This is a genomic window from Streptosporangium subroseum (genome assembly GCF_900188345.1).
GTDB lineage: Bacteria > Actinomycetota > Actinomycetes > Streptosporangiales > Streptosporangiaceae > Streptosporangium > Streptosporangium subroseum.
The window spans coordinates 12,733-39,045 of sequence record NZ_FZOD01000053.1 but is presented as its reverse complement, the minus strand read 5'-3'; the positions used below and the strand labels follow the sequence as shown (position 1 = coordinate 39,045).

27 protein-coding genes are annotated in these 26,313 nt (G+C 69.0%); 14 read left to right on the top strand and 13 right to left on the bottom strand.

Going from position 1 to position 26,313, the window contains the following annotated elements; all coding sequences use genetic code 11:
- Positions 1 to 18: 18 nt before the first annotated feature.
- A complete protein-coding gene (locus CHC08_RS35555; protein WP_089211768.1) occupies positions 19 to 756 on the bottom strand; it encodes a sulfite exporter TauE/SafE family protein in 738 nt (245 codons plus the stop codon).
- Positions 757 to 859: 103 nt separating this feature from the next.
- Positions 860 to 1,360: a GNAT family N-acetyltransferase gene (locus CHC08_RS35550; RefSeq protein WP_089211767.1), complete on the bottom strand. Its 501-nt coding sequence runs from the start codon at positions 1,358 to 1,360 to the stop codon at positions 860 to 862.
- A 337-nt stretch (positions 1,361 to 1,697) separates the two neighbouring features.
- Here CHC08_RS35550 and CHC08_RS51915 point away from each other — a divergent pair, with 337 nt between their 5' ends.
- From CHC08_RS51915 to CHC08_RS35540, 3 genes are all read left to right on the top strand, one after another.
- Positions 1,698 to 2,612: a cellulose-binding domain-containing protein gene (locus CHC08_RS51915; RefSeq protein WP_245878766.1), complete on the top strand. Its 915-nt coding sequence runs from the start codon at positions 1,698 to 1,700 to the stop codon at positions 2,610 to 2,612.
- Entirely contained in the window at positions 2,596 to 3,579 is a 984-nt protein-coding gene (locus CHC08_RS51910; protein ID WP_245878765.1) for a rhamnogalacturonan lyase family protein, read from the top strand. The genes CHC08_RS51915 and CHC08_RS51910 overlap by 17 nt, the downstream gene beginning before the upstream one ends.
- A gap of 491 nt (positions 3,580 to 4,070) precedes the next feature.
- On the top strand, positions 4,071 to 4,994 hold the full coding sequence (locus CHC08_RS35540) for a sigma factor (RefSeq protein ID WP_089211766.1): 924 nt from the start codon (positions 4,071 to 4,073) through the stop codon (positions 4,992 to 4,994).
- A 118-nt stretch (positions 4,995 to 5,112) separates the two neighbouring features.
- On the opposite strand, the gene CHC08_RS35535 is transcribed toward CHC08_RS35540, so the two are convergent.
- Positions 5,113 to 6,663, bottom strand: a complete 1,551-nt coding sequence (locus tag CHC08_RS35535) for a hypothetical protein (protein WP_143653470.1) — start codon at positions 6,661 to 6,663, stop codon at positions 5,113 to 5,115.
- 146 nt (positions 6,664 to 6,809) lie between these two features.
- Between CHC08_RS35535 and CHC08_RS35530 the strand changes: the two genes are divergently transcribed.
- Entirely contained in the window at positions 6,810 to 7,091 is a 282-nt protein-coding gene (locus tag CHC08_RS35530) for a hypothetical protein (protein ID WP_143653469.1), read from the top strand.
- A gap of 24 nt (positions 7,092 to 7,115) precedes the next feature.
- On the opposite strand, the gene CHC08_RS35525 is transcribed toward CHC08_RS35530, so the two are convergent.
- Together CHC08_RS35525 and CHC08_RS35520 are read right to left on the bottom strand one after the other, a co-directional pair.
- Positions 7,116 to 7,457, bottom strand: a complete 342-nt coding sequence (locus CHC08_RS35525; protein ID WP_089211763.1) for a VOC family protein — start codon at positions 7,455 to 7,457, stop codon at positions 7,116 to 7,118.
- 149 nt (positions 7,458 to 7,606) lie between these two features.
- Positions 7,607 to 8,029, bottom strand: coding sequence for a hypothetical protein (locus tag CHC08_RS35520; protein WP_089211762.1), 423 nt, complete (start codon positions 8,027 to 8,029; stop codon positions 7,607 to 7,609).
- Between the two features lie 230 nt (positions 8,030 to 8,259).
- Between CHC08_RS35520 and CHC08_RS35515 the strand changes: the two genes are divergently transcribed.
- From CHC08_RS35515 to CHC08_RS35505, 3 genes are all read left to right on the top strand, one after another.
- Positions 8,260 to 8,733 (top strand): GNAT family N-acetyltransferase, encoded by a 474-nt coding sequence (locus CHC08_RS35515; protein ID WP_089211761.1) that lies wholly within the window; start codon positions 8,260 to 8,262, stop codon positions 8,731 to 8,733.
- Positions 8,734 to 8,804: 71 nt separating this feature from the next.
- Complete coding sequence (recD2, locus tag CHC08_RS35510; RefSeq protein ID WP_089211760.1) at positions 8,805 to 11,021, top strand: SF1B family DNA helicase RecD2; 2,217 nt, start codon at positions 8,805 to 8,807, stop codon at positions 11,019 to 11,021.
- 431 nt (positions 11,022 to 11,452) lie between these two features.
- Positions 11,453 to 12,655, top strand: coding sequence for a L,D-transpeptidase (locus CHC08_RS35505; protein WP_245878764.1), 1,203 nt, complete (start codon positions 11,453 to 11,455; stop codon positions 12,653 to 12,655).
- A 65-nt stretch (positions 12,656 to 12,720) separates the two neighbouring features.
- Here the strand turns inward: CHC08_RS35505 and CHC08_RS35500 are convergent, their stop codons facing one another.
- On the bottom strand, positions 12,721 to 13,683 hold the full coding sequence (locus CHC08_RS35500) for a radical SAM protein (RefSeq protein ID WP_089211759.1): 963 nt from the start codon (positions 13,681 to 13,683) through the stop codon (positions 12,721 to 12,723).
- A 178-nt stretch (positions 13,684 to 13,861) separates the two neighbouring features.
- On the opposite strand from CHC08_RS35500, the gene CHC08_RS35495 reads away from it, so the two are divergent.
- The 4 genes from CHC08_RS35495 to CHC08_RS35480 all read left to right on the top strand — a co-directional run bounded on the left by CHC08_RS35495 (position 13,862) and on the right by CHC08_RS35480 (position 16,829).
- Positions 13,862 to 14,188 (top strand): DMT family transporter, encoded by a 327-nt coding sequence (locus tag CHC08_RS35495; RefSeq protein ID WP_089211758.1) that lies wholly within the window; start codon positions 13,862 to 13,864, stop codon positions 14,186 to 14,188.
- A gap of 204 nt (positions 14,189 to 14,392) precedes the next feature.
- Entirely contained in the window at positions 14,393 to 14,953 is a 561-nt protein-coding gene (locus CHC08_RS35490; protein WP_089211799.1) for a GNAT family N-acetyltransferase, read from the top strand.
- A 178-nt stretch (positions 14,954 to 15,131) separates the two neighbouring features.
- A complete protein-coding gene (locus tag CHC08_RS35485; RefSeq protein WP_089211757.1) occupies positions 15,132 to 15,449 on the top strand; it encodes a DUF952 domain-containing protein in 318 nt (105 codons plus the stop codon).
- A gap of 339 nt (positions 15,450 to 15,788) precedes the next feature.
- The gene (locus CHC08_RS35480) at positions 15,789 to 16,829 is read left to right on the top strand and encodes a helix-turn-helix domain-containing protein (RefSeq protein ID WP_089211756.1); all 1,041 of its coding nucleotides are present in this window, start codon (positions 15,789 to 15,791) and stop codon (positions 16,827 to 16,829) included.
- Between the two features lie 201 nt (positions 16,830 to 17,030).
- Here the strand turns inward: CHC08_RS35480 and CHC08_RS35475 are convergent, their stop codons facing one another.
- From CHC08_RS35475 to CHC08_RS35465, 3 genes are read right to left on the bottom strand one after another with little or no spacing between them, the layout of a single operon-like run.
- Entirely contained in the window at positions 17,031 to 17,834 is an 804-nt protein-coding gene (locus tag CHC08_RS35475) for an ABC transporter permease (protein ID WP_089211755.1), read from the bottom strand.
- Positions 17,835 to 17,837: 3 nt separating this feature from the next.
- Positions 17,838 to 18,596 carry an ABC transporter permease gene (locus tag CHC08_RS35470; protein WP_089211754.1) on the bottom strand — a complete coding sequence of 253 codons (759 nt, stop codon included), beginning with the start codon at positions 18,594 to 18,596 and terminating at the stop codon, positions 17,838 to 17,840.
- Entirely contained in the window at positions 18,596 to 19,516 is a 921-nt protein-coding gene (locus CHC08_RS35465; RefSeq protein WP_089211753.1) for an ABC transporter ATP-binding protein, read from the bottom strand. The genes CHC08_RS35470 and CHC08_RS35465 overlap by 1 nt, the downstream gene beginning before the upstream one ends.
- A gap of 248 nt (positions 19,517 to 19,764) precedes the next feature.
- On the opposite strand from CHC08_RS35465, the gene CHC08_RS35460 reads away from it, so the two are divergent.
- Both CHC08_RS35460 and CHC08_RS35455 read left to right on the top strand, forming a co-directional pair.
- On the top strand, positions 19,765 to 20,313 hold the full coding sequence (locus CHC08_RS35460) for an NUDIX domain-containing protein (protein ID WP_089211752.1): 549 nt from the start codon (positions 19,765 to 19,767) through the stop codon (positions 20,311 to 20,313).
- A 390-nt stretch (positions 20,314 to 20,703) separates the two neighbouring features.
- Positions 20,704 to 21,744, top strand: a complete 1,041-nt coding sequence (locus CHC08_RS35455) for a LacI family DNA-binding transcriptional regulator (RefSeq protein WP_245878763.1) — start codon at positions 20,704 to 20,706, stop codon at positions 21,742 to 21,744.
- Positions 21,745 to 21,757: 13 nt separating this feature from the next.
- On the opposite strand, the gene CHC08_RS35450 is transcribed toward CHC08_RS35455, so the two are convergent.
- The 3 genes from CHC08_RS35450 to CHC08_RS35440 all read right to left on the bottom strand — a co-directional run bounded on the left by CHC08_RS35450 (position 21,758) and on the right by CHC08_RS35440 (position 23,664).
- Positions 21,758 to 22,768 (bottom strand): tyrosine-type recombinase/integrase, encoded by a 1,011-nt coding sequence (locus CHC08_RS35450; protein WP_089211751.1) that lies wholly within the window; start codon positions 22,766 to 22,768, stop codon positions 21,758 to 21,760.
- A 219-nt stretch (positions 22,769 to 22,987) separates the two neighbouring features.
- Positions 22,988 to 23,428 (bottom strand): hypothetical protein, encoded by a 441-nt coding sequence (locus CHC08_RS35445; RefSeq protein WP_089211750.1) that lies wholly within the window; start codon positions 23,426 to 23,428, stop codon positions 22,988 to 22,990.
- The gene (locus tag CHC08_RS35440) at positions 23,425 to 23,664 is read right to left on the bottom strand and encodes a hypothetical protein (RefSeq protein WP_089211749.1); all 240 of its coding nucleotides are present in this window, start codon (positions 23,662 to 23,664) and stop codon (positions 23,425 to 23,427) included. The genes CHC08_RS35445 and CHC08_RS35440 overlap by 4 nt, the downstream gene beginning before the upstream one ends.
- A 190-nt stretch (positions 23,665 to 23,854) precedes the next feature.
- On the opposite strand from CHC08_RS35440, the gene CHC08_RS35435 reads away from it, so the two are divergent.
- Positions 23,855 to 24,838 carry an aldo/keto reductase gene (locus tag CHC08_RS35435; protein WP_089211748.1) on the top strand — a complete coding sequence of 328 codons (984 nt, stop codon included), beginning with the start codon at positions 23,855 to 23,857 and terminating at the stop codon, positions 24,836 to 24,838.
- Positions 24,839 to 24,964: 126 nt separating this feature from the next.
- Here CHC08_RS35435 and CHC08_RS35430 read toward each other — a convergent pair whose 3' ends face one another.
- Positions 24,965 to 25,612: a hypothetical protein gene (locus CHC08_RS35430; RefSeq protein WP_245878762.1), complete on the bottom strand. Its 648-nt coding sequence runs from the start codon at positions 25,610 to 25,612 to the stop codon at positions 24,965 to 24,967.
- Positions 25,613 to 26,313: the final 701 nt, after the last annotated feature.

Here is a 26,313-nt window from a genome sequence, read left to right as displayed (position 1 = left end):
TCCGTCGGGCCGCCGTTCTCACACCAGCAGGCGCACCGCCGCGACCAGGGTGAGCGCGACCGTGGTCCACTCGAAGAACTTCCGGTCGATCCGGCTGATGATCATGCGGCCGGCCACCGCCCCGGCGAGGACGGCGGGGGCCGTCAGCGCGCCGAACGCGAGCGTGGCCGGGGTGATGAGGCCGAGCGCGACGCTGAAGGGCACCTTGAACGCGTTGAGCGTGAGGAAGAACCACGCGCTGGTCCCGAGGAACCCCAGCATCGGCAGGCCCGCCGCCAGCAGGTAGAGGGCCATGATCGGCCCTGCCGCGTTGGCGGTCATGGTGGCGAAGCCGGCGAAGATCCCCGCGAGGGCGGCGATCAGCCGGTGGTGGGCGAGCGAGGCGTCGGGGCCGCGGCGCCGGTTCCACAGGTGGACGGCGAGGATGGCCAGCAGGATCCCGCCGATGAGCCGTCTCATCTGGGCGTCGTCGGCCCAGCCGACGACGAGGGCGCCGGCGACCACGCCCGCGGCCACCCACGGGGAGAGCCTGAGCAGCCTCGGCCAGTCCGCGTGGCGGCGGTAGACGGCCACGGCGACCACGTCGCCGACGAGCAGCAGCGGCAGCAGGACGCCCGTGGACAGCCTGGTCGGCAGGACAAACGCGAACAGGGCGACCGCCACCGTCCCCGCGCCGGAGACGCCGGTCTTGGAGAAGCCGACGAGGAACAGGGCCAGCAGCGCCACCGCCCACTGCAGGGCGTCGAGAGGGGGCATCAGATGCGCCGCCCACGGGCCGCCCGCGCAGGGAGCCCTTCGCGCCTCATTCCCGTGGATCTCACCCGATGCCCGGTGAGCGACCGACGGCCGTCGCGCGCGATCAGAGCGGCCGATACATGATGTGCAGGCCGACGTAGCCCTCGGCCGGGTGCTTGAAACCCTCCGGCAGGGTCGCCAGCACCTCGAAACCGAGCGAGCGCCACAGCGCCACCGCCCGGGTGTTGGTCTCCACGACGGCGTTGAACTGCATCGCGCGGTAGCCCTCGCCGCGCGCCCAGTCCAGGACGTGCTCGCCCAGGGCCCGGCCGACGCCGCGCCCGGCGTGAGCGGGATCGACCATGAAGCTCGCGCTGGAGATGTGGGAGGCGGGCCCCATGTGGTTGGGATTCATCTTGGCCGTGCCCAGGATCGCCTGGTCGGGGCCGACGGCGACGACCGTGCGGCTCGGAGGCTCCAGGAGCCACATCGCCCGGGCCCGCTCCTCGCTGACGTCGCGGTCCCAGGTGAAGGTCTCACCGGCGGCGACGATCTGGCGGAGGAAGGGCCAGATCGCCGGCCAGTCGTCGGACGTCGCGTCCCTGATCAGCATGACGTCCAGCATGCTGGCCGGGATGGGCGATCGCAAATCGCTTTAACGGGATAAAGGGTGATTCACGGGAGGCGGGTACGGCTCCGCGCGCCCGACGCGGGCGCGCCCACCGGAGGCGCGGGCCCTCCAGCACCCAGGGCGGTGACCGGCTGAAAGTTTCACCTGCGCTCACGCCCACGGGAGGGGCTCTGCGGCCGCGTGGGCGCCGGATCGTCGCAGCCTGCGGGAGCGCGCGCCGGACGCCGGCGCCTTTCGGCGAAAGGACGGCGAACTCCCCGCGATGGCGTGGTGGCCGGATTCCCGATATGTGATGGGAGTCGCGAAAGCGCTTTCCGGCCATCGTGACCAAGTGAAGCGCGCCGATTCGCTCACCATGGGGAAGAGCATGTCCGGATCATCAAGACCGTCCCTTCGCCGCCTACGCGTGATCTGCTCGGCGGCCGTGCTCGCGATCGCCGCGACCGCGACCTCGGTCGTCGTCGCGCAGGCCGCCGCGGCCGGCTGCCGCGTCGCCTACTCCGTCTCCACCCAGTGGGCGGGAGGGTTCAGCGGCACCGTGGCGGTGACCAACCTCGGTGACCCGATCAACGGCTGGAAGCTGGGCTGGGGCTTCACCGCCGGCCAGCAGGTGACCCAGGCCTGGAACTCCGCGATCACCCAGAGCGGCGCCCAGGTGACGGCCGCGGACGCCGGGTACAACGCCGCGCTGGCCACCGACGCCACCGTCTCGTTCGGCTTCAACGCCTCGTGGAACAACACCGCCAATCCCGTCCCGGCGGTGTTCACACTCAACGGCGTGACCTGCACCGGCTCGACAGGACCGACCCCGACGCCGACGCCCACCCCCACGGTGACCCCCACGCCTCCGGCCGGTGACGCCCGGCAGGTGGAGGACCTCGACCGGGGACTGATCAGCGCCCGGGCCGGCAGCGGCAACTTCGTCGCCTGGCGGCTGCTGGGCACCGACCCCGCGGACGTGGCGTTCAACCTGTACCGGGGCGCGACCAAGGTGAACTCCTTACCCCTCACCGCCTCCACCAACCACTTCGACGCGGACGCCGCGGCGGACGCCTCCTACACCGTGCGCCCGGTGGTCGGCGGCGTCGAGCAGGCCGCCTCCGAGTCCTCCCTGCGCTTCACCGGCGGCACCTACCTCGACGTGCCGATCCAGCCCCCGGCGGGCGGGACCACGCCGGACGGCGTCGCCTACACCTACGCCGCCAACGACGTGAGCGTGGGCGACCTCGATGGTGACGGCCGCTAACGGCAACCGGGTCGACCGGTTCCTGGCCGGGACCGCCTACCTCGACGGCCGGCGCCCCAGCCTGATCATGGCCCGCGGCTACTACACCCGGACCGTCGTCGCGGCCTGGGACTTCCGCGACGGCGCCCTGACCCAGCGCTGGAAGTTCGACTCCGCGGCCTCGGGGAACTCCGCCTACGCCGGGCAGGGCAACCATCAGCTCTCGGTCGCCGACGTCGACCGCGACGGCAGGGACGAGATCGTCTACGGGGCCATGGCCCTCGACGAGGGCGGCAGGGGCCTGTGGAACACCGGCCTCGGCCACGGAGACGCGATGCACGTCGGTGACCTGGACCCCTCCAGGACGGGCCTTGAGGTGTTCAAGGTCGACGAGGACGCCTCCAAGCCCAGCTCGTGGATGGCCGATGCCCGCACCGGGCAGATCCTGTGGCAGACCGCCGCCGGCGGCGACAACGGCAGGGGAGTGTCGGCCGACATCTGGTCCGGCAGCGCCGGAGCCGAGTCGTGGTCGGCCTCGGGCGGGGACGGGATCCTCAACACCCGGGGCCAGAACGTGGGCCGCAAGCCGTCCTCGATGAACTTCCTCACCTGGTGGGACGCCGATCCGGTGCGCGAGCTGCTCGACGGCACGCACATCGACAAGTACGGCACCGGCGCCGACAACCGCCTGCTGACCGCGAGCGGGGTGCACTCCAACAACGGCACCAAGTCCACCCCGGCGCTCTCGGGCGACCTGTTGGGCGACTGGCGCGAGGAGGTCGTCTGGGCGACCGCCGACAACACCGCGCTTCGCGTCTACTCCACCACCGCGGTCACCGACCGGCGGATCTTCACTCTCATGCACGACGTCCAGTACCGCACCGCGATCGCCTGGCAGAACACGGCCTACAACCAGCCGCCGCACCCGAGCTTCTTCATCGGCTCCGGCATGGCGGCCCCGGCCCGGCCCAACGTCTACACGCGCTAGCCGCCCTCGCGGGGTTTTCCCGCGAGGGCGCCGAACCGGCACGGTCAGGGTTCGCAGAAGTCTCGCCGGCCGTGCCCGTGCCGGCTCACCCGGGGATCTTGGAGGAGGTCCCCGGGCGAGCCGGTGAGCGGCGCGTCCCTCGCCGGCCCTTGAGGAACAGTGAAGAGAGAACGTACGCCAAGGAATGATCTTGAGGATGGCCGAGATCATCGCTTGGCGAAGCCGACACCGAACAGGACGCATGACGCCGGCCGGGCGCTGTCGGCAGGTTGCCGCCATCTGGAACCGAAAATGGAATGGGGCCTTAAGGCCGACAAGAACTTGATCTTGACTTGTCGAGAACAGGGCGGGCGGCGCGATCCTCTGCGATCAAGGGCAGGAAAAGCTCGCCATAGCAGCCGACCAGCGAATACCGCCGGACTCCCTGCACCGTTATGCGATGGTGAAGGATCCCTCGGGAACTCTGTTGAACATACGGACATAGGCCGGGTGTGGATACAGATCTCGAGTTGTGGTCGCGCGCGGCCGGCGGCGACGGCGGGGCCTTCGGGACCTTGTTCGACCGGCATGCCCGCAGCGTCTACAACCACTGCTTTCGGCGCACTGCGGACTGGTCGGCCGCCGAAGACCTGACCTCGGTGGTGTTCTTGGAGGCGTGGCGACGACGCCGCCAGGTGCGGATCAGCAGTGATTCTCTGCTGCCCTGGCTGCTCGGGGTGGCCAACCGAGAAGCAGTTCCGCAGGTTCGTCGACTGGTGCGCGCGCACGTCCACCTGCGCGCTGCATGGGGAGGATGCGGAAAGGTCTGGCGCAAGCTGCTCAGGGACGCCGACCGCTCACCGATTCCGGTCACGTCGGCGCAGTTCGGTAAGGGGAAGCTGACCGGTTTCCATCTGCAGGTCGCAGTCGGCCTCTCGGCGGCGGACCCCGGGGCTTTCGCCAAGGCCGTGGACAAGGCCCGCCACGGTGACGGCTCAGCGTTCGCCGACAACGTCCTGGGTCTGCTGGCGGTCTACACCCAGCCGATCGTCCTGGCGCTGCGGTGTCCCGACGGTCTGGGCTACACCACCTACGCCGAGCACCGCGAAGCGCTGAGGGAGGCCCGGAGGATCTCGCCGGACATGCCCTACAGCGCCTTCGACGGCCTGGTCTGCTTCGGTTGGAAGATCCCGGTGGCCAACCCGGCCCGGCCATTGCCGGTCAAGGGACTGCCGCCGTTCCTGGGAGCCGGCAGCCAATCCGATTTCCCATGGACCGACAGCCTGACCCGCACCATCCCCGGCTCCACCTCGGTGCTGTACGACGGGCCTGGTCATGTCATGTATCTGACGGGATCCACATGCGTGGTCGAGCACGCCGATCGGTACCTCACCGAGTTGAAGCTGCCCCCGGCCGGAACCGTCTGCCGGGCCTGACCACACCCCGGCACCGCCGCCACATCCACGTCGCCGATCCCCAGACCGGCGACCTCGATCCCTGAGGGCCGATCCCCGCGTCTCGCGGGGATCGGCCCTCAGGTGACAGCGGGCGCGCTCAGGAGACGGGGATCAGGTCGGGGCCGACGACGTGTCCCTGGTGCTGGTCGGGCTCGTTCTGGTCGTGCCGGAAATGCCCGGCGTACCAGACGACGACGTTGGTGGCGCTGACGCTCTCGCCGTTGACGAAGCGGTTCAGCATGGCCTGGTTGTTGGTGCCGGGGTTGCCGTCGTAGAGCTCGGCCGGATGGTGACGCAGGAACCACAGGTCGGCGACGCCGTACGGGTCGGTGGTGTTGTCGTGCTCGCCGGGGTGGATCTGGTATCCGCGCCCGCTGGTCTTGTCGGTGACCTGCCAGAACCGGGCGGGCGCGCGCCGTTTGCGGGCGACCTCCTGCACGATCGGCACCGCCTCGGGAACGGTCGAGCCGGTGTCGTTGAACTGCTCGATCACGTCGTTGGCGGAGCCTTCCACGTCGAAGTCGAGACGCCAGTAGACGTGGTGGCGGTGGCGCATGCAGGTGCGCGGGTTACGCACCCCGGCGAAGCCGAAGCGGGGTTTGATCGTGCCGCCGTCAGTCAGGCGCCATTCCGAGGCGTACCGGTACCAGCCGGCGGCCAGCTCGCTGACGATCCGCAGCTCGCCGTCGGCGTAGTGGAAGGCCACACCCTGGAAGTTGCCCGCGTCGTTGTCGGGGCGCTCCAGGATGGTGCGGGGCGGCTGGGTGCAGATCCGCCAGCCCCAGCCCACCGGGTCGCTGCCGGTCGCCGAGAAACGCGTCTCCTCGTACTGCCAGTCGCGGTAGGTCTCGCCGTCCTCCTCGTACTGGACGTTGAGGATCGGCACGTGGGCCTGGCGCAGGACGATCCGGCCCCGGTAACGCACGTTGCGCAGCTCCACCCCCGAGCCGTCCCCGGGGTTCTGGGGCGCCGAGGCGCGGGGCCGCACCACGATCATGTTCCACAGCTCGGTGTCGCCGTCGACCACGCGCAGCTGTACCTGGTCGGGGCCGCCCCGGTCGCGCAGTTGCTCCACCGGGGCGGGCAGGTGCGACTCGCAGTCGCCGGGATGCATCAGGACGCTGACCCCGGCCGGAGACCAGTCGACGCTGCCCGCGGCGATGTCCACGGCGACGATCCGGTGCTTGGCCTCACCCGAGGGGGAGTAGACGCCGAGGGTGGGGCGGCGGGTGGTGGTGCCGTCGGGGTTCTCCAGGTCGGCCAGGGGCGGCATCGGCTGGTAGATCAGCACGTCGTCTCCGGCGGGGAAGCGCTCGTCGGCCCGCAGGACGGCCGCGGCGGCCTGGAGCTCCTCCGCCCGCGGGTTGGGGCGGTAAGCGCTGGGCAGCACCTGCGCCTCCTCGGGCCGGTCCAGGGTGCCGCGGAGCTCGACTCCCCGGTTGGAGAGCGGGTCGAACACGTTGGCCCGGAACTGCGCCCGCTCGTCCGGGTCGTGCCCGAGGGCCGCCGCGGCGCCGACGACCAGGGTCGCGGCGTCGGCGCTCTGCAGGTGTGCGAGCACGGCGGGATGCGCCCCCGCCACCTCGCGCACCCGTTCCGCTGAGAGCCCCGTTCGGCCCACAGCCTCGATGATCACTCGTACGGTCATGATGGTCTCCCCGTCGCAACGTCCGATGCCGCCCCCGACATATCCGGCGCACACCGTTCATATCGTCTTGTTCCGGCGCTGGGAAGGCCCTTGATCTTCCTGCGGTCTCCGAAGCCCGAAGCCGCCGCCCGGAGTCGTGCGGGAGCGTGGCCGAGGCGGGACGCGGGACGCCCTGGCCATGCGCGGGGTGGCAGGGGAGGTTCGGCCAGGAGTGGCACCGGGCGGCGATCGCGGAGATGAGCCGGGTCTGCCGTGGCGAGGTCCGGATCTTCCCGCTGGTCCGGATGACAGACGCCGAGCCGGTCGCCTTCCTCGACGCGCTACGGGCGGACCTGCGCGCCGAAGGGCTGGTGTGTGAGGTGCGCGAGGTCCCCTATGAGTTCCAGCGCGGCGCCAACCACATGCTCACCGTCGGCCGGCGACCCTAGAAGATCGGTTCTGAGCCAGGCCGGTCACAGCGGGGCTCCGCCGAACCCGATCTCGTTCCCATCCGGATCGCGGTAGGTGGTCTTGCGCACGCCGTTGGAGTAGGTCTCCCGCTCCGCGGGGTCGAGTCCCCGCTCGGTGATCTGCGCGACGATCGCATCGAGGTCGTCGACGAAGATCGTGTGCAGGGCGTGGCCGGCGCGCTCGGGCCGCTGTTCGATGAACACGTACCGATGTTCCGCGAGCTCCCACACGGCCTCCGTGTCGTTCGGGAAGAACGCCGGCGGGGAGCCCAGCAGCCGTTCGTACCACTTCAGGGCCGCCGCGTACTCGGTGACCGGAATTCCTGCGAACAAGTCCAGGGCCATGCCGCGATCATATGAACTTCGCCTCATCCCCGTACCCCCGCGAATCCAGCCGTTTCCGGTCACGGGCTCATCCGCTCGGAAGTCGACGCCACGGGCCCCACCTGGCGGCCGGGTCGGCGCGGGGGCCTGTCGGGCGGCCTCCGACGGCGTCACACCGGGGCCGCGTCCAGCACCTCGCGAAGGTGCACGGGAAGAACATCACCCAGCAGGGGCAGCCCGCTGTGCAGCACGTCGATGCCGTCCCGGCCGAGCAGTACCTTGTAATGCTCGGCGAGCTGCCCGGCAGCCGTGGAAACCTGCGTGGCAGAGGTGAGCAGGGTCCTGCCGGAACGACTGCGCGCCGGGCTGGTCCACCGGAAGGACTCGCCGTCGGTGTAGACCAGCAGCCCGCAGTACACGCTCACCGCCGCTTTACCGGAACGGAGCTCGTGGACGTCGGCGGAGATGCCGTAGACGATGTGCAGCTCGGCGGCCAGTTCCTTCGCGCGGCGCACGGCGGACATCACGGGAGATCGTTCGTGTGTCCGGGTGAGTACGGCGGCCAGTGCCGGGGTGAGGTCGCTGGGGGTCATGAAACAAGTGAACTCCCCCCGGCAAGGGCGGAGCGTGGGAAAGCCTCCCCGTTTGTGCGAGAGGAGGGATTCCTTCCTCCTCAAGGGGGAGAAATCCTCTTCTCCTTGACAATCAGATGGCAGGAATGAGCCCGATTTTGCGCGCCTCACCACTCGCCGGCGCTCCGGCCGGGATGGTTGACCGGGTTATCTGCTGGATTGTGCTTCGGATGTCCCTGTAGGTTCCCGCCGTGAGTGACGACGGCAAGGCAGAGATCCGGCTTGCGACCGCGGCGGACGCGGCGGTGATCGCTCGTATCCACATGACCTCCCGGGTGGCGACCATGCCGTACCTGCCCCCGCAGAAGCGCGATCACGACCAGGTCACCCGGTGGGCCGAGGACGTCCTGCTCACGACATGCCGCGTGTGGGTGGCGGTGCGCGGCGCGGAGATCCTCGGCTATGCCGCCCTTGAGGGTGACATGCTCGAACATCTCTATCTGCGACCGGACGCCCGACGCCGGGGCCTCGGCACACGGCTGCTCGACGAGGTCAGACGACACAGCCCCGGCGGGGTGTCCCTGCACGTCTTTCAGCAGAACACCGACGCCCGCGCGTTCTACGAGCGCCACGGTTTCACCGTTGCCGACACCAGCGACGGCCACCGGAACATGGAGAATCTGCCCGACATGACCCTTCGCTGGACACCGGACAGCGCACGGTGACGATCACCCGGGGCGCGCCGTGCGGCGCTGGCCTAGACTTGCGCAAGTGAATCCGGGCTGAAGGAGGTGGCGTGCAGCAGGGGGAACACGGCGGTTCCGGTACGCATCTGGACGCCGTTCTGGAGCGCATCACCTACGCCAACGAGGAGACCGGCTACACCATCGCCAGGGTGGCCGTCGAGCGCTCCGGCGGCGATCTGCTGACCGTGGTCGGGCCGCTGCTGGGCGCCCAGCCGGGGGAGTCGCTGCGGCTGACCGGCCGGTGGACCTCCCATCCCCGCTACGGCAAGCAGTTCGAGGTGTGGTCCTACGCCACCGTGCTGCCCGCCACCATCCAGGGCATCCAGCGCTATCTCGGCTCCGGGCTGATCAAGGGCATCGGGCCGAAGATGGCCGAGCGGATCGTCGACCACTTCGGCGTCGACACCCTGGAGGTCATCGAGACCGCCCCCGGGCGACTGGTCGAGGTCCCCGGGCTCGGTCCCAAGCGGACCAAGATGATCGGCGTCGCCTGGGAGGAACAGAAGATCATCAAAGAAGTGATGATCTTCCTGCAGGGGGTCGGGGTGTCCACCTCGATCGCGGTGCGGATCTTCAAGCAGTACGGCGACACCTCCATCACGGTCGTCAGGAGCGAGCCGTACCGGCTGGCCGACGACGTGTGGGGCATCGGCTTCAAGACCGCCGACACCATCGCCCAGGCCGTCGGCATCCCCCACGACAGCCCTGAGCGGGTCAAGGCGGGCCTGCGCTACACCCTGTCGCAGGCCGCCGACGACGGCCACTGCTACCTGCCCGCGCCCAACCTCATCGGCGACGCGGTGAAGATCCTGGAGGTCCCCGCCGAGCTGACCGCCCAGTGCCTGGAGGAGCTCGTCGCCGAGGAGGGCGTGGTCCGCGAGGAGATCCCGGCCGGCGACACCATCGTCCCGGCGGTCTACCTGGTCCCCTTCCACCGCGCCGAGCTGTCGCTGGCGGGCGCGTTGCGCTCCCTGCTGAACTCCTCACGCGACCGGCTGGGCGCCTTCGCGGCCGTGGACTGGGAGGTGGCCCTGAAATGGCTGCACGGGCAGACCAACACCGAGCTCGCCGAAGAACAGGCAGCCGCCGTACGGCTGGCGCTGAGCGAGAAGGTCTCGGTGCTGACCGGCGGCCCCGGCTGCGGCAAGAGCTTCACCGTGCGCTCCATCGTCACCCTCGCCCGCGCGAAGAAGGCCAAGGTGATCCTGGCCGCGCCCACCGGCAGGGCCGCCAAGCGCCTGTCGGAGCTGACCGGCCACGAGGCCACCACCGTGCACCGGCTGCTGCAGCTGCGCCCCGGCGGAGACGCCACCTTCGACCGTGACAACCCCCTGGACGCCGACCTGGTCGTGGTCGACGAGTCCTCGATGCTGGACCTGCTGCTGGCCAACAAGCTGGTCAAGGCCGTCGCCCCGGGCACGCACCTGTTGTTCGTGGGAGACGTCGACCAATTGCCCTCGGTCGGCGCGGGCGAGGTGCTGCGGGACCTGCTGGCCGCCGAGGAGGAGATCCCCCGGGTGCGGCTGACCCACATCTTCCGCCAGGCCCAGAAATCGGGGGTGGTCGTCAACGCCCACCGGGTCAACACCGGCCTGCCCCCGGCGCTGGAGGGCATGACCGACTTCTTCCTGTTCCCGTGCGAGGAGCCCGAGGAGATCGCGGCGCTGACCGTGGACGTGGTCGCCAACCGCATCCCGCGCAAGTTCGGCCTCAACCCGCGCCGGGACGTGCAGGTGCTGTCCCCGATGCACCGGGGCGCCGCGGGGGCCGGCAACCTCAACAACGCCCTGCAGGAGGCGCTGACCCCCTCCAGGGAGGGGATGCCCGAGCGCCGCTACGGCGGGCGGGTCTTCCGGGTCGGCGACAAGGTCACCCAGCTGCGCAACAACTACGAAAAGGGCGCGGCCGGGGTCTTCAACGGCACCGTGGGCACGGTGATCGACATCAAGCCCGACGACCACAAGCTGACCGTGCTGACCGACGAGGACGAGAACGTCGACTACGCCTTCGACGAGCTGGACGAGCTCACGCACGCCTACGCGGTGTCCATCCACCGCTCCCAGGGCAGCGAGTATCCGGCGGTGGTCATCCCGCTGGCCACCAGCGCGTGGATGATGCTGCAGCGCAACCTGCTCTACACCGCGATCACCCGGGCCAAGAAACTCGTCGTGATCGTCGGTTCACGCCGGGCACTGGCGCAGGCGGTACGGACCCGCAGCACCGGGCGCCGCCACACCAGCCTCACCCACCGGCTTCGCTCACCCTGAGGGCGTAAAAAGCTCCCGCGGTCATGACGCCGCAGGCCGGCCGCCCCGCCTGGCCGGGCAGGTTCTGGCCGGCCAGATCACGCACCTGGCCGAGTGCGCACCGCCCCGAATTTTCTGGCCCGGTATGTGGCGGGCACGGGAAAATTTCACCGCCCACCGCGGAAAACGCATAAGCCTCCGGCGCCCGGCCGGCCACCTCGCGCGGGCGCGGGTGACGGCGGCGGCGAACAGCCAGGTGGAAGCACCTTTTTCCGTTCCAGGCCGCCGACCTGGCCACCGTCCCTTCCCTTGACTCTCGGTTGGCATGTTATTGACCTTACGAAGTGTCCGAAACGTTACCAAACTGGGCGCAACCATGTGCACTCACTACGCATCTCCTATTAGTGTTTTAAATGCGCTTTGCTGTAGTGGGGGAGAGGGTTGTGCTAAACGTGGAAAGTCGAGGCCTGAGGACACCGCTGGCCGCCGCGGCCATGGCGGTCGTCACCGCATTGGCCACAGCCTGTTCGGGGGGCGCGGCCGCCACGGCACCCCCCGGCTCGGGCGGTTCCGGCGCCGATCCGGGCGCGGAGGCCCAGAGCACGCCGGCCGCACCGGTAATAAAGATCAGCCCCGCCGGGGGCAGCAAGACCGTGCGCCCCGACAAGAAAGTCGTCGTCACCGCGGCCAGCGGGGCCCTTGAGGAAGTCACCGTCGAAAGCGGCGGCCAGGCCGTGGACGGCGACTTCGACGCCATGCGAACCAAATGGGTGTCCAAGGCCCCATTGAGACCCGCCAGTGACTACACCGTCTCGGCGACCACGGTCGACGGAACGACCGTCAACAGCTCGTTCAAGACGTTGAAGCCGAAGCTTGAGCTCGAGGTGGCGGACGTGACCCCGGCGATCAAGGGGGAGAAGGTCGGCGTGGGGGCGCCGATCATCGTTGTCTTCAACCAGCCGATCGCCGAAAAAGCCGCCGTGGAGGAGGCACTGGAGGTCGAGTCGGAAAAGCCCGCCCAGGGCGCGTGGCGGTGGATCAACGACACGACCGTGATCTACCGGACCGCCAAGTACTGGCAGCCCCACCAGAAGGTGACCTTCACCGCCCACCTCAACGGCGTGCAGGGCGGCAAGGACATGTACGGGCTGAAGGACTTCACGAAGGTCATCCAGATCGGCGCGGCCCAGATCGCCACGGTCGACACCCGCAAACACAAGATGATCGTCAAGCGTGACGGCAAGGTCGTGCAGACCATGCTGATCAGCGCGGGCAACGCCAGCACCCGGGAGTACACCACCACCAGCGGTATCCACCTGGCGATGGGCAAGGCCAACCCCGAGCGCATGATCTCCCCGGGCCGCAAGAAGGGCGACCCCGGCTACTACGACCTGATGATCAACCACGCGGTCCGCTTCTCCAACAGCGGCGAGTACGTGCACGCGCTGAACAACGTCTGGGCCCAGGGCCGCCAGAACGTCAGCCACGGCTGCATCAACTCCCGGCCCGACCAGGCCAAGTGGTTCTACAACCAGGTCCAGCGCGGCGACGTGATCAACATCACGGGTACCAACCGCGAGATGGAGTGGAACAACGGCTGGGGTTACTGGCAGATGTCGTTCACCCAGTGGAAGAAGGGCAGCGCCCTGGCGTAGCCCGCACGACCGCCGCCCCCGCCCGCCTCACCGGACATCCCCGATTTTGGAAACCGGGGAGGACGTCACAGGAGAGTGAGCTGCGCCTGCGGGGGCAACGCCAGCGGCAGGGGCTGCTCGGGCCGCGTCGGGCTCATGCCGTAGCGGGCGGCGAGCCGCAGGACCTGGCCGGTGATACCGCCCACGTAGGCGGCATCGGCATCGGCGCTCTTGCCGTACAACTCCAGGTAACGGGCGGCCAGAGCGGGATGGTGCTCACCGATCCAGGCGAGATACCACTCCCGGGCACCGGGCGGAAGACGCAACACGTGCGGGGTGAGGCTGACCGCTCCAGCGTCGGCCACCCGGCGCACGGTGGCGGCGAGCTGGTCGGGGGAATCGGTGAGCAGCGGCAGGATCGGCGCCATCGCCACCCCGCACGGCACACCACGCTCGTTCAGCTCCGCCACCAGCTCCAGGCGTTTCTGCGCGCTCGGCGCGCCGGGCTCCACGGTCCGCCGGATCCGGTCGTCCACGAACGCGATGGAGATGACCGCCCCCGCACCGGGGGCCGCCGCCAGCAGATCGACATCACGCAGGATCAGCCGGCTCTTGGTGTGCACGGTAAACGGCGCACCCACCTCGCGCAGGGCGGCGACAATGCCCGGCATCAGCCGGTAGACGTCCTCGACGCCCTGGTAGCAGTCACCACCCACCCCCACGACGATGGGCTCGCCGTCCCATTTGGACGTCAGTTCCGCACGCAACCGCCGCACGATGTTGGTGCGCACCACGATCCGCGAGTCGAAGTCGCTTCCGGCGTCCAGCCCCAGGTAGCGGTGGCCGCGACGGACCGCGCAGTAGCGGCAGGCCTGGGCACACCCCCGGTAGGGGCTGACGGCCCAGCCTTCGGCGGTGCGGTCCAGCGCGGTGCGCGCCTGGACCTCGTAGCAGGTCAGCCCGTCGTGGACCCGGGTCACCGCGGAGCGCTCGATCCGCGGCCTGGCGTCGGGCGGCGCGGCGAGCAGGGGAGGCGCGTCCCATCGCATACCGATCAGTGGAACACGCTTTCGACACCGCCCGCAACTCGGAGCCCCGGAGCCGCCGCCGCGAGATCAAGAAGACGAATGCGCTGTCTCGGCGCCCACCTCGGGCATGAGCCGCTCGAAGGCTGAAAAGTCACACCCGATAAACTGCTGCACCCCTACCGGTTTTCGGAGAGTGTTCATGGCTTGGCTGTTTCTGGCAGGGGCGATCCTCGCCGAGGTTCTGGCGACCACCGCGCTCAAGCTGAGTGACGGCTTCGCGCACAAGGGATGGACGATCATCGTCGTGGCCGGCTACGTCGCCGCGTTCGTCCTGCTCGCCCGCGCCCTGAAACTGCAGATGGAGGTCGGTACGGCCTACGCGGTGTGGGCGGGAGCCGGCACCGCCGTCATCGCCGCGATCGGCGTGCTGTTCCTCGGCGAGACGATCAACCTGGCCAAGGTCGTCGGCATCGCCCTGATCATCGGCGGGGTCACGGTCCTCAACCTGGCCGGCGGCGCCCACTGACCGGCCCGGACCCCTCCTGCTCACCGTCGGACTCGTCGCCGTACGCGACGAGTCCGACGGCTTCACCGGCGGCCCTCGTTCTCTGCGCGCCGCCCCGCCGGTGAACGGACCGCCCGAGGCCGGCCGGAAAGGCCGGGCCCCGATCGCTCGCATCCGGGCGATAATGTGTGGCCCGCCCCCTTTGAGCTGATCTACGCTGGCCGGGTGCTGAAGCCTTCCTACCCGATCCGCACCGACCGCCTGATCCTGCGCCCCTTCACCCCGGCGGACCTGGACCCCCTGCACGCCATCCAGTCACTGCCGGAGGTGAGCCGTTACCTGTACTGGGGGCCCCGCGACGCCGAGCAGGTCCGCGAGGTCCTCGAAACCAGGATCGGCCAGTCGGCGCTGCTGGAGGAGGGCCAGGCCCTGAGCCTGGCGGTGGAACTGGCCTCCACCGGCGAGCTGATCGGCGACGGCGTGCTGTTCTGGCACAGCCGCCTGCACCGCAGCGGGGAGATCGGCTACGTCTTCCACCCCGCCCACCACGGCAGGGGATACGCCACCGAAGTGGGCCGGGCCCTGCTGAAGCTGGGCTTCGACGGCCTGAACCTGCGCCGGATCACCGGCCGCCTGGACGGCCGCAACGAGGCCTCGGCCCGGGTGCTGGAACGCCTGGGAATGCGCCGCGAAGCCCACCTGGTGGAGAACGAGATGGTCAAGGGCGAATGGACCGACGAGCTGGTCTACGCGATCCTGCAGCGAGAGTGGCGCGCCCGCCGCTGAACCGCCGATCGCCGGCCGCCCGCCGCTCCGCACCCCGCGCCCGCGGCACTAACCTGATGCGCGACGGCCGCGACTCCATGACCCCATCCCGGCCGCCCCCTCGATCCATCCCGGCAGAACAGGAGGAGGGGCCTGGCGCCCGCGACTTCAGCTCGCGGGAACGTGCTCCGCACCCACGATGAACATCCTTCACCTGGCCCTGGCCGCCGACTGGGACGCCGCCCGCCAAGCGGGGGAGTACCGCGTCTCCACCCTCGGCCGCACCCTCGAACAAGAAGGCTTCATCCACGCCTGCGCCGACCAGACTCAGCTCCACGGGGTCGCCCGGCGCTTCTACGCGCAGGTCACCGACCCGCTCGTCCTTCTCACCATCGACCCCGCCGGACTGGACGTACGCCTGGAGACCCCGGACGACTCACCCGAGGCCTTCCCGCACATCTACGGGCCGCTTCCCCTCACCGCGGTGATCTCCGTGACCCCCTTCACGACCCCCTGAACCTCCACATTTAGAACAACGCCCCGACGGCGAACGGCCTGCTCTCCAGCAAGCCGATACCAAGCGAGCATCAATCACTTGAGAGCATCCGCCGGGATACGGTCGCCTGAATCTCGTTATTCGAATCACCGCAAGACACCGGAGAACAGCCGGCCCCGCTCACCGGCGCATACGGGAAAAAAGACCCGCACGAGGACGGAGAAGTCCACAACGGGAATACGGCTGCGGCACTGTGAACCGCACCGCCTCCCAGAGAAGAAGCACCAGGTCAGCTACGACGGGAAAAGACGCCGCCGCTCGCCGACGGCTGCCTGACCGGTGAGGTGAGCAACCGAGGGGATGGAATTGCTCAGTCTGATCAGTACCGACCATGTGGCCGCCCCCGATCGCTCCGACTTCTGGTGGGGGGCGGTAGCCGAATCCATCGTGCCGGTGCACAGATCCAGTGACCAGGCAGCGAACTTCCGCGCGGAGATGCGTTCACTCGATCTGGGCGCCTCACAGCTGACGAGAGGGCGGTGCGTGCCGTTCCAGGCCCGCCGCAGCCCGGCGCTCATCCGCCGATCCGACCCCGGCCTCTACCACCTGTCCATGATCCTGCGGGGCAGGTCCCACATCAGCCAGGCAGACCGCCAGGCCTGCCTGGAACCCACCGACCTCGTGCTGTACGACACCTCCCGCGCCTTCCACGTCCGGATGGAAGCCGGCGACCGGCCGGCGCAGGACACCGCACCCGGCCTCACCGACGGGCTGATCCTGCAGTTCCCCCGAGACCTGCTCCCGCTGCCCGCCGCCATGGTCGAGCGGCTCCTCCTGCGACGGACGTCCGGGCAAGGCGGCATCGGTGGCGTTCTCGCCGCGGTGCTCCGCCAGCTGATGACCCGGCCCGAAGAGCTTTCTCCCCAGGACATCGCCCGCATGTCGACGATCGTCCTCGACCTCGTCGCGGCCTGGATCGCCCATGAGTCCGAGGGGGAGTCGTGGCTGCCCGCGGGCGATCGGGCGGCGGCGCTGTTCGTGCAGATTCAGAGCTTCATCGAGCAACGACTCGCGGAGGCCGACCTCACCCCCTCATCGATCGCCGCCGCACACCACATCTCCACCCGCTATCTGCACAGGCTCTTCCAGCGGCAGGAACTCACCGTGGCGGGATGGATCAGACACCGCCGGCTCGAACGCTGCCGCCGTGACCTGGCCGATCCCGCGATGGACGGCCACCCGGTGAACGCCATCGCCGCCCGGTGGGGCTTCACCGACGATTCGCACTTCAACCGGATCTTTCGCACCGCCTACGAAATGCCGCCCGCCGCCTACCGGCGTGAACACCATGATCGGAACATGCTCTCGGGTGTGCGCGAACGGTCAACGACCGGGCGCTGACCGTCAATGACGGCACGGACGACACCCGACAGGATGGTCCACAGAGGTCGGCCCGACACGGAGCAACCCGGCGCAGGCCTTCCTCAAAGATGGGCCCTGGCCATGCCCGTGAGCCGGGTTGGCGGCAGCTCACCTCACGGACAACGGGCCCACCTGTCGCCACGCACCGCCGGTAGGGGACCACCGGCGGTGCGTGGCCGCCTACACGCAGAGCGTCCTCTGGATCCGCCGAGCCGCGAACGTCAGCCCCAGAGCCATCATGACCAGCAGATACGCCGCGTTCCCCAGCAACCCCCAGCTCAGCTCACCGATCGCCAGCCCCCGCACCAGCTCCACCGCGTGATACAGCGGGGTGAGCCACACCACGATCTCCATCGCCACCGGGTAGTCCTGCACCGGGGAGAACGTCCCGGAGAACAGAAACAGCGCGAACTGGCCCGTGGTCAGCATGTCGAAGTCCTGCCAGCCCCGCATGAGCGTGCTGATCGCCATCCCGACGCCGCCGAACGCCAGCCCCACCAGCAACGTCGCGGGCAACGCCGCCAGCGCCCAACCCGGGCTCGTCAGCCCCAGGGCGACCATCACCATCAGGAACGCGATGGTGTACACCGAACTGCGCACCATCGCCCAGGCCAGCTCACCCAGCGCGATCTCGAACGGCTTGACCGGCGTCGCCAGGATCGCGTCAAAGGTCTTGGAGTACTTCATCTTGAAAAAGAAGTTGAACGTCGTCTCCGACAGCGCCCCCGACATCGCCGAGACCGCGAGCATCGCCGGGGCGACGAACACGGCGTACTCCACCACGCGGCCACTCGGCAGCGTCAGGTCACCGACCAGCGCCCCCACCCCGATGCCGATCGACAACAGATACAGCACCGGCTCAAAAAAGCCCGACAGCAGAACCAGCCAGTAGGAGGGGCCTGAGCGCAGCGCCCCCACATTGCGGTTCATCACCGCGCCCACCCGGGAGGGAGAGACCCGGGCGGCCACCATCGTGGAAATCATGAATCAGTCCTGAAGTCGCTTGCGGAAGGCGGCGATCGCCCAGGTGAGTCCGGCCGCACAGCACAGCAGCAAATATCCCGCGTGTGCCCAGATCGGCCACGGAGCGGCCACCCCCAGCGTCGCGGCCCGGCTCAGCTCCACCCCGTGCCACAGCGGGGAGAGATATGCCAGCGGGCGCACCAGCTGCGGCAGCTGGTCCACCGGGAAGAACACCCCGGCGAACAGCGTCGAGGGGATCATCACGAACCGAAACAGCAGCGCGAAGTAACTGTCGTGCTCGATGCTGGCCGCGAACGCCATCACCGGGGCCGCGGCCGACATGGCCACCAAAGCCGCGATCACCGGGGTCAGCACCGCCCAGGGGGAGTGCAACGCGCCGAACAGCGCCGTGATCCCCAGGAACACGATCGCCGCGATCTCCACCCGGATCAGGATGTACAGCAACCAGCCCGCCACCATGTCGCGGACCTCGACGGGCGTCGCGCGCATCGCGTGATAGGCCCGCACCCACCTGAAGTCGCCCAGCACCGAATAGGTCGACTCGCCGATCGCCATCTGAAACGCCGTCGAGGCCATCACCCCGGGCACGATCCACGCCAGGTAGTCGACGCCGCCGATCGTCCCGACGTATCCCCCCACCCCGATCCCGATGCTGACCAGGAACAACACCGGCAGGACGAAGGAGGAGAACGCCGAGGCCAGCCACAGCCGCCGATACAGGGCGAGGTTACGCTCGAGCACCGCCACCGTCGGATGAACCATCAGTCCACCAACGTCCGGCCGGTCAGCTGCAGGAAGACATCCTCCAGCGAGGAGCGGCGCACCAGCACGCTGGAGGGCGTCAGCCCCCGCCGGTGCACCTCCGACACCGCGGCGTCCCCGTCGTCGGCGTACAGCAGGATCCGGTCCGGCAGCGGATCGACACGCCCGATGCCCTCCAGCTTCCCGGCGTAGTCGACCCCGTCGGCGAAGCGCAACTCCACCACCTCGGGCGTGGAATAGGTCTGGATCAACGACCGGGGAGAGCCCTCCGCCACGATCCGCCCGCCGTCCATCACCACCAGCCGATCGCACAACTGCTCGGCCTCGTCCATGTAATGCGTGGTCAGCACCAGCGTCGTGCCCCGCTGCTTGAGCCGGAACAGCCGCTCCCACAGCAGATGCCGTGCCTGCGGGTCCAGCCCCGTCGTCGGCTCGTCCAGCAGCACGAGGTCCGGCTCGTTGACCAGGGAGCGCGCGATCGTCAGCCGCCGCTTCATGCCCCCCGACAACGGCTCCACCTGACTGCCGGCCTTGTCCTGCAATTGCGCGAACTCCAGCAGCTCATCGGCCCGGCGCCGCGACTCCGCCTTCGACAGGCCGAAGTAGCGGGCATACGTCGTGAGGTTCTCCCGCACGCTCAGGTCCGGGTCCAGGTTGTCCAGCTGCGGGCAGACCCCCAGCCGGGCGCGGATCTTCGGGCCCTCGCGCACCGGGTCCATGCCCAGGATGCGCAGCTCCCCGGAGGTCGGCATCGACACGCAACTGATCATGCGCATCGTGGAGGACTTCCCGGCTCCGTTGGGCCCCAGGAATCCGAACGCCTCACCCGGCGCCACGTCCAGGTCGATCCCGTCAACGGCGGTGAAGTCACCGAACCGTTTGACCAGAGCACGGGCATGGATAAGAGGTTGTTCAGGCACGCCCAGGACGGTAACAGAGCCCTCCGACAGTTCCGCAAAGGGTTATTTCCGCGGCCCTTCCCCGGGACGGGTCCACGCGAGGTCGCTCCGCGCCGGACCGGCCCGGGAGAGCCGCGCGTCTCCGGAACCCTTCCCCAAAGCAGAGCGCTTACGGCGCCGCTCTCCGCGAACGCGCCCCCCGGCGGCCGCGGCGTGAGCTCCCCGGATCGGCCCGCCCGGCCGTGAGCTCGCCGGTAAGCTCCTACGCCATGACCGACGCACAGCCACCGACGATCCGTACCCTCGACTCGACGGTGGTCTACACGAACGCCTGGATGACGGTGCGAGAGGACCGCATCCAGCGCCCCGACGGCTCGCACGGCATCTACGGGGTCATCCAGCAAGGCAGCTTCGCCGTGGTCATCCCCATGGAGAACGGCGGCTTCCACCTGGTGGAGGAGTACCGCTACCCGATCGGCCGCCGCACCTGGAGCTTCCCCCAGGGCAGCGTCGCCGACAGCCCCTCCCCGCAGGCCACCGCCCACACCGAGCTCGCCGAGGAGACCGGTCTGCGGGCGGCGTCGATGACCCATCTCGGCCGCCTGGACAACTCCCACGGCACCAGTGACCAGCGCTTCGACGTCTTTGTGGCCACCGACCTGACCCCCGGCGCCCCCGACCGTGAGCACACCGAGCAGGACATGCGCCAGGGCTGGGTCTCCCAGGCCGAGTTCGAGCAGATGATCCTGCGGGGCTCCATCACCGACAGCAGCTCGATCGCCGCCTACACCCTGCTGCGGCTGCGCGAGCCGAGCTGAAAGGGCGGCCCCTCCCGCCGCCTCCTCCCTCCCGCGACCCCCGTGTCCCGGTCTCGTCGACGCGGGGGCGTCGGCGTTCGTCGGAGGAGACGCCCGGCGGGGTGCGGCGGGCGGGACGACGCGCCCCGGCTCGGAGCCGACGGGGGAGTCAGCGGGGGATCCGGGGGCCGGCACCGGCGGAGCTGGGGTTACGGCCCCGTGAGGCGGGAGCGGCCGATCCGATGCTTGTTAGCGCTATCACCCGATCGGCGTCAAGAGGTCAGCCGAATCTGTATCCGTTTTCCCAGATAACGGCGTTCCAGGGGAGCCTCGCCCCCGTGTCACTTGACATGAAATCTGTTAGCGCAAACACTCGGATATCCTAAGGATAACTTCAACGAGGCGGACAGGTTGACCCAGCACGCACCCGGACCGGACCCCACCAACCGACCCAAAGCCGCCGTCATGGAGGACGTCGCCGAACGAGCAGGCGTCTCGGCGATGACCGTCTCCCGCGTCCTCAACACCCCCGACAAAGTACGCCCCGACACCCGCGCCCGCGTCCTGGACGCCGTGCGCGCCCTCGGCTACCGCCCCAACTTCGCCGCCCGCTCCCTGGTGACCGGCCGCTCCGGAGCACTCGGCGTCGTCAGCTTCGACACCACCCTGTACGGCCCCGCCTCGACCCTCCACGGCATCGAACAGGCCGCCCGGGCCGACGACTACCTCATCACGATCGTCAGCGTCGGCGCCCTCAACCGCCGCTCCATCGGCGAAGCCGTGAACCGCCTGCGCTTCCAGTCCGTCGACGGCGTCATCATCGTCGCCCCCCACGAATCGGCCGCCGACGGCCTGCGCCACCTGCCACCCGACCTGCCCGTCGTCGTGGTCGGCGCCCGCGACAACCTCCCCGTCCCCGTCGCCTCCGTCGACCAGGCCACCGGAGCCGTACGAGCGACCAGACACCTGCTCAGCCTCGGCCACGACACCGTCTGGCACGTCTCGGGACCGCAGGACTGGATCGACGCCCGCGCCCGCATCGAAGGCTGGCGATCGGTCCTGCAATCCGAGGGCCGCCAGATCCCCGAACCCCTGCTCGGCGACTGGAGCGCCCGCTCCGGATTCGAACACGGCAAACTCCTGGCCCGCGACCCCGAAGTCACCGCGATCTTCGCGGCCAACGACCACATGGCCACCGGAGTACTGCGAGCCCTGCGCGAAGCCGGCCGCCGGGTGCCCCAGGACGTCAGCGTCGTCGGCTTCGACGACGTCCCCGAAGCCCCCTACCTGTGGCCACCGCTGAGCACCGTCAGGCAGAACTTCACCGAGGTCGGCCGCCTGTCCTTCCAACTGCTGCTCGACCGGATCGACGGCCGCACCAGCCCGGCCCACCACCTGATCGAACCCGAACTCGTCGTCCGCGAAAGCACCAGCGCCCGCCCGCCCCGCTGACCCCCGGGAAACCTCACCCGTCCCCGCCACCCGCGCCCAGCCGATCCAGCACCCCGTACGCCGGGTTGCCCTGCGCCGCCCGACGCACCTCACGCGCCGTCGAGGCGACATAGGCCTGCCCGGTGACAATGGAGGAGTGCCCGAGCAACTCCATCAACTCGTGCGCCGAGGCCCCCCGCTCGGCCAGCCGGGTGGCGAACTCATGGCGCAACGCGTGCACCAGGGTGCCTTTCTGCACGCGGTCGTGAATACCCGCATACCGGTAACACTGGCGCACCAAATACTGCAGACCACCCCGCTGCAGAGGCTCGTTCGCGGTGTCGACCAGCAGCGCGGCAGAGCGGGGGAGCGCGGTGAGGCCGAACCGGCGCAGACGACTGTCCAGATAACGCTCGATGAGAAACTCGATCGGCGGCTCGATCGGCAGCGAACGGGTCTTGCCGCCCTTACCGACGACCTGGATACGCCGGTCACCGGCCGAACCCCCGATCGAGCCCAGCGTCACCCCCAGCAGCTCCGCCGAGCGCATCCCCGTCACCAACGCCAGCCCCAGCACCACCAGATCGCGCTCGACCCACGGATCACGAGCCTTGCGAGCCCCCGCCGCGATCCGCTCCAGCAGCTCCGCCGACGCCGTCCCGTCACCCAGAAGAGGCTTGGGCGCCTTGACCGGCTGCTTGGGACGAGGCACCGCCGCCATGGGATTGCCCTCCAGCATGCCCTCCGACACGCAGAAGGTGAGCAACCGGTTCCACGCCGACCACGCTCGGTTGATGCTCGCGGCCGACCTCGGATCGGAGAAGACCGCGAACGCGCCCCTGATGAGACGCCCGTTGAGATGACGGACCTCGAGGCCGTCGACCGCCACCCCGGCCAGGCCCGCGGCGATCTCCCCGACGATCCGCAGATCGCTCTCATACCCCGAGACGGTGTGCGGGGAGAGCTTCCTGGCCCGCAGACAGGAGAGAAACTCCTCAATCGCCTCCGGCAGGCACATCAGCACCAGCGGGTCATGACCACCCATGAGGGCCGCCCCATCCGAGTCAACCTGCTCCCGGCGAAACCCCGGCGAACGCAGCAGGACAAACGAAACCGTCCCGCCTCACCGTAGTTGCTCAACGCCCGCCGATCCGTCAGGTACGGACACCGGAACCGAAGAACAAACCGCACCCCTGACGGCCGCGTCGACCTCCGCGCGCGAAGGTCGCGACAACCTCACCCACACCCCGCCCACACCGCGGCGTCAGCGCCAACCCGTCGGCACCGTCGGAGCCACCTTGCGATACACCTCCGGATACTCCGTCACAATCGCCCAGTCATAGAGCGGATCAGGCTGATTACGCCGCTCGAGAGCAGTCCACAGGGCATGACCGATCGACAGATCCTCCACCCCCGCCAACTGACACACCGTGCCGATGTCCCGCGCGGTGGCGCGACTGACCTCATCCGACAGATCCGGCTCGGTGACAACGGAGACCAGGCCGACCAGACGCATCCGGGCAGGACCGGGCACAGCCTCACGGTAGGCCTGGACCAGCACCAACGCGGGAATGACCAGCGGCCGCTCGTACTCCAGCGCCGCCCCGATCATCGCGGCCGTGTAGACGTCTCCCGACAGATGCAACCGCACCGTACTGACATCCAGCACCAGACCCCGGCCCAGCACCGGATCCGGAACGCTCACGCCGACTCGGGCAACTGCAGGAACCCGCGAATGCGCTCCAGCGCCGCCCGATCCTCGGCGGTATCGCCAAGCTCAGGAGCACCACCGATACTGGCGTGATAAGCGCGGATCTTCCGATCCCTGTCCACCCGAGCCCGCACGGCGTCCAAAATGTAGGCGGACATGTTGCCGCCGGCAAGCTCACGGACCTGAGCCTCAAGATCCTCGGGCATCGCCACACTGATGCGATTCGTCATACGATCAGCCTACGTTATGCATACCGGCACGCGCCCAAACTCGGCGAACCAGCGCGACGAACCGACCCCAAGACACGCGACCCGATGCACACAAGCGCGTCCCCAGCGAGGACAATCGCCCCGAAGCCGACGAGCCCGGCAACCGTACGGCAAGCACCGCCCGGATCCGCCGCCCGGTTAGATTGACGCCATGCGCTACGAACGCCTCGGCGACAGCAGCCTCAACGTCCCCGCCCTCATCCTCGGCTGCGGCAACTTCGGCGGAATCGGATCCTCTCCCGAACTATTCGGCCACGGCGACGACAAAAACACAGCCTTCGCCCTCCTCGACCACGCCCTCACCCTCGGAATCACCATGTTCGACACCGCGAACTCCTACGGAGGCGGCCGCTCCGAAGAATGGCTCGGACAATGGGCGGCCGATCGCGGCGTCCGCGACAACACCATCCTGACGACCAAGGTCCGAAACCCCGTCGGCCCACAACCGCAGGACTCCGGACTGTCACGCCGGCACATCCACGAACAGATCGACACCAGCCTGCGACGGCTACGCACCGACCGCATCGACCTCTACCTCGCCCACGCCCCCGACCCCTCAACCCCCATCGAGGAGACCATAAGCGCCTTCGACGAACTCATCCAGGCAGGCAAAATCCTCCACTACGGCCTGAGCAACTTCACCGGCGACACCATCGAGCAGACGGCCACCACCGCCGACCGACTCGGCGCGGCGGGCCCGGCGAACCTGCAGTGCGGCTACAACCTGCTCGACCGCGCGGCCGCCACCGACGCCTTCGACGCCTGCTCCCGGCACACCATCGGCCTCACCCCCTACAGCCCCCTCGCCGGCGGCTGGCTGACCGGCAAATACCGCGCCGACCAGCCGTTTCCCGAAGGCTCACGAATGACACTGCGACCCGACTGGTACGGCCACCTGTCCAACGACGCGACCTTCACCATCCTGAAGAACCTCGAAAACGCCGCCGCCGAACGCGACCTGTCACTGCCGACGATGGCACTGGCATGGGCCCTGACCGACCCGGCCGTCACCGCCCTGGTCATCGGCGCACGCTCACCCCAACAGCTCACCGGCATGTGCGCCGCCCTCGACGTCCCCCTCACCCCACCCGAACGCGCCACGATCACCCGCATAGCCGACGGCCAACCCGGCTGACCACGCCCCGACGCCGGACGGGCGAGCACCGGCGCATCCCACTCGACAGGCACGCAGGTCCGCCGTAGCCGAGAGACCCGGCGTCCGGCGAACGAGTTTGGTTCGCGTCAGGAGCGTGCAACGGGGTCAGTCACCTTCGGGATCCGGTGGTTCCGTGGCCGGTGCGATCTCTCGTGGCGTGGCGATCCCGCCGGTGAGCTGAAGCCCATGAGTGAGCGTGTAGTCGAGCTGCCTGGCCAGACGAGGGACGCTCGTCGCGGGCAGGTAGGCATCGGCGCCGGCATTGAGCAGACGTTGAACCGGGCCCTGGTAACTGACCCCGAGCTCGTGATCCTCGATTTCGGTGATGATGACCCGAGCCTTCGGGAACATCGCTCGGAGACTGGCGATCAGCTGCGGACTGCCTGCCGGTGCCAGCAGCACGTCGGCCGTCGCGGGAGCCGCGCGCATGTCGAGCACGATGTAGTCCGCCCCCAGCTGGGCGGACAGCGACATCCGGGCCGCCTTTGACAGCTTCATCGCGGTGGCGACGACGGTCACACCGTCGTAATCGATCGGCGGTTGGTCACTGGCCTCCTCCGGCGTGTCGCGATCGACGACGGCGCCTTGGAGCACGTCGATGGTGCTGGAGATCGACGCGATCGACTCGCCCTCACGCGTGACGATCAAATTCTCGCCGGGCTCGAGGGCGTCGATGAGCGCCACGACGTCCTCGGGAAGGCGCATCACGTCGACTCGCTGCATGGAGCGTGAGGCGCGCTTGCGAATCACCACGCCCGGAACGCGTTCACGGCTGCGAGGACACCCTGCGTCACGCGCGGCTCCGGCCGCCCATCGAAAAACCCAGCCACCGTGACATGGTCACCTGCCCCAACAGTGCCGTTCAACCAGACGACCACATGAGCCCCCTCCGGTGCTGTGATCTTGTTGGACGCCACCACACGCCCATTGGTTCCAGGAAACGTCCTGCCCCGTCATCAGCGAACCGCATCCGCCGCCAGGAACCCACGAACTGTTCCCCGACCTCCTCGAAGAAGCCGACTCGGCCTTCCTGCGCTTCCCGTTCTTCGTTCTTGATGCCGGCTAACGGTGCCTCGCAACGATCCTCCCATCAGCGGAGATCACCGCCAGGGGAGTGGCTCACCCAACGGCACAGGGGAGCGGCGGACACGATGACCTCCCTGCCCCTGCCGGCGGCGGAGACCACCGGCGAGCGGAGCGGGATCGGAGCTCCAGACAGCCGTTCAACAGCGGGGACGGCACAGACAACTCTCCGTCGCCCTCACCACATGCCACATCGAACCCATGCCGGCCTGTGTCGCCGAGCCCAGGGGAGTGGCACCGCGGACTCGCGACCGTACTCAGATCGGCGACCATACTCGTGAGCCGGAGCTCACGACCAGAGATCGCCAAGTACGGTCGCCGCACACATCACGTCTCGATCCCATCAACCAACCCGGAGAAATGTTCTAGAT

Coding starts and splice junctions, on each gene's coding strand:
- CHC08_RS35555 (WP_089211768.1), bottom strand. CDS start 756: ATGCCCCCTCTCGACGCCCTGCAGTGGGCGGTGGCGCTGCTGGCCCTG.
- CHC08_RS35550 (WP_089211767.1), bottom strand. CDS start 1,360: ATGCTGGACGTCATGCTGATCAGGGACGCGACGTCCGACGACTGGCCG.
- CHC08_RS51910 (WP_245878765.1), top strand. CDS start 2,596: ATGGTGACGGCCGCTAACGGCAACCGGGTCGACCGGTTCCTGGCCGGG.
- CHC08_RS35535 (WP_143653470.1), bottom strand. CDS start 6,663: ATGACCGTACGAGTGATCATCGAGGCTGTGGGCCGAACGGGGCTCTCA.
- CHC08_RS35525 (WP_089211763.1), bottom strand. CDS start 7,457: ATGGCCCTGGACTTGTTCGCAGGAATTCCGGTCACCGAGTACGCGGCG.
- CHC08_RS35520 (WP_089211762.1), bottom strand. CDS start 8,029: ATGACCCCCAGCGACCTCACCCCGGCACTGGCCGCCGTACTCACCCGG.
- CHC08_RS35500 (WP_089211759.1), bottom strand. CDS start 13,683: ATGCGATGGGACGCGCCTCCCCTGCTCGCCGCGCCGCCCGACGCCAGG.
- CHC08_RS35495 (WP_089211758.1), top strand. CDS start 13,862: ATGGCTTGGCTGTTTCTGGCAGGGGCGATCCTCGCCGAGGTTCTGGCG.
- CHC08_RS35485 (WP_089211757.1), top strand. CDS start 15,132: ATGAACATCCTTCACCTGGCCCTGGCCGCCGACTGGGACGCCGCCCGC.
- CHC08_RS35480 (WP_089211756.1), top strand. CDS start 15,789: ATGGAATTGCTCAGTCTGATCAGTACCGACCATGTGGCCGCCCCCGAT.
- CHC08_RS35475 (WP_089211755.1), bottom strand. CDS start 17,834: ATGATTTCCACGATGGTGGCCGCCCGGGTCTCTCCCTCCCGGGTGGGC.
- CHC08_RS35470 (WP_089211754.1), bottom strand. CDS start 18,596: ATGGTTCATCCGACGGTGGCGGTGCTCGAGCGTAACCTCGCCCTGTAT.
- CHC08_RS35460 (WP_089211752.1), top strand. CDS start 19,765: ATGACCGACGCACAGCCACCGACGATCCGTACCCTCGACTCGACGGTG.
- CHC08_RS35450 (WP_089211751.1), bottom strand. CDS start 22,768: ATGGGTGGTCATGACCCGCTGGTGCTGATGTGCCTGCCGGAGGCGATT.
- CHC08_RS35440 (WP_089211749.1), bottom strand. CDS start 23,664: ATGACGAATCGCATCAGTGTGGCGATGCCCGAGGATCTTGAGGCTCAG.
- CHC08_RS35435 (WP_089211748.1), top strand. CDS start 23,855: ATGCGCTACGAACGCCTCGGCGACAGCAGCCTCAACGTCCCCGCCCTC.